The organism is Streptomyces sp. NPDC005774 (genome assembly GCF_042871645.1).
GTDB classification, from domain to species: Bacteria; Actinomycetota; Actinomycetes; order Streptomycetales; family Streptomycetaceae; genus Streptomyces; species Streptomyces pratens.
Window position 1 is genome coordinate 1 of the sequence record NZ_JBIAIV010000138.1, and the last position, 1649, is coordinate 1649.

A 1649-nucleotide genomic window follows, 5' to 3' on the forward strand; every position below is an offset into this window, starting at 1 on the left:
GCCGAAAGGCAGCAGGAAACCGGGAACCATGCACCGACACCTCCGTCGGTGGCTCCCGCATAACTGGCCGGATAGGGGCCGATGCTCCGACCTGAGAGGGCGCTAAGTCCCTTTATCCACAGTTCGGGATCGCTCGATCGTGTGATCGTTCGAAGTGCTGGCGTGCTGGACGGGGCGTGAGTGATGTTGTGCGGCTATGGAGAGACCGGAGTATCCGAGTGACGTGACGGACGAGCAGTGGGAACTGCTCAGGCCGATGATCGAGTCGTGGAAGCAGGGGCGGGTGGCACGGTCGGCGACCGGGGATCCGGGCTCCTGTGACCTGCGGGAGGTCGTGAACGCGATCTTCTACCAGAACCGGACGGGCTGTCAGTGGCGCTACCTCCCGCACGACCTGCCCACCTGGTCAGCGGTGTTCTACTACTTCACGCTGTGGCGCCAGGACGGCCTTGACCAGCGGATACAGGAACTCCTGCGCTGCCAGGTGCGGGAGAGAGCCAAGCGATTAGAGGACCCGTCCCTCGTGGTCATCGACACCCAGTCCGTCCGCGCGGCCGCGGGTGTCCCGAAGACCACGACGGGACTGGACGCGAACAAGAAGACACCGGGCCGCAAACGCGGACTCGTGGTCGACGTCCTGGGCCTGATCATCGGCGTCGTCGTGCTCGCCGCCTCCGCCCACGACAACGCCGCCGGCACCGCCCTGCTCACCCAGGCCGCCGAGCGGTGCGGCAACCGCCTGGAGAAAGCCCTGGTGGACCAGGGGTTCAAGGACGAGACCATCATCCACGGCGCCCTGCTCGGCATCACCGTCGAGACCGTGGTCCGCAACCCCGACGACAAGGCCAAGGGGTTCGTCCCGCAACCGAAGCGGTGGGTGGTCGAGCAGGTCAACGGCACCCTGATGCTCCACCGCCGTCTGGTGCGTGAGTACGACCACCGGCCCGACACCGCCGCCTCGCGCGTCTACTGGGCGGCCACCGCAAACATGACCCGCCGCCTCACCACGCCTTCCCCGGCCTGGCGCGACGAGATCGCGGCGGCCGCATGAACAACGACATCACCGACCTCCTCACGAGCCTGCAGGCCGAGCACGACCGGGTCACCGTCAGGGCCGATGACCTGCGCCGGCAGATCGAGCACCTGGCCACCGCCCTGGACGACGCCGAGGCCCGGCTGGCCGAACTGGCCACAGCCAGAAAGGTCTTCGCCGAGCTCGCGCCGACCGGAACCGTATCCGAGCCGGCCGAGCAGTCCACCGCCTACCAGGCCATCGTGAATGCCTTCAACCAGCACCCCGACCAGGAATTCCGGGTCCGGGACCTGCACGAACTCCTCGGCATGCCCATCGACGACCCTTCTCTGAACGTCACCCGCAGCCGCCTCGGACGCCTCACCCGCCAAGGCTTCCTCACCCAGCCCGGACGGGGCCTCTACCGGAAAGGGACTTAACGCCCTCTGAAAGGGTGCTGACGTGGGTCTGGTGAGCCTGTGAAGGAAACGATGACCGAAGGCACCGGAACCGAAGGGCAAGTTAGACGCCATGACGACACACACGGCTGGGGTGGCACACGCCGCAGCGGTCGTCGCCGGCATGGCGAACGGACCGGAGGACGAGGTCACCGACTGGCCGTCGATCGACTGGCGGA

At 67.1% G+C, this 1649-nt stretch carries 2 protein-coding genes; both read left to right on the forward strand.

All coding sequences use genetic code 11. From position 1 onward, the window contains the following. Positions 1-196: 196 nt before the first annotated feature. Positions 197-1051 carry an IS5 family transposase gene (locus ACFYQA_RS39470; protein WP_388928670.1) on the forward strand — a complete coding sequence of 285 codons (855 nt, stop codon included), beginning with the start codon at positions 197-199 and terminating at the stop codon, positions 1049-1051. Next, positions 1048-1452, forward strand: coding sequence for a hypothetical protein (locus ACFYQA_RS39475; RefSeq protein ID WP_388928672.1), 405 nt, complete (start codon positions 1048-1050; stop codon positions 1450-1452). Before ACFYQA_RS39470 ends, ACFYQA_RS39475 begins: the two co-directional genes overlap by 4 nt. Positions 1453-1649 lie beyond the last annotated feature (197 nt).

Excerpts from the sequence above, each read along its gene's own strand:
- ACFYQA_RS39475 (WP_388928672.1), top strand. The coding sequence starts at position 1,048 with ATGAACAACGACATCACCGACCTCCTCACGAGCCTGCAGGCCGAGCAC.
- ACFYQA_RS39470 (WP_388928670.1), top strand. The coding sequence starts at position 197 with ATGGAGAGACCGGAGTATCCGAGTGACGTGACGGACGAGCAGTGGGAA.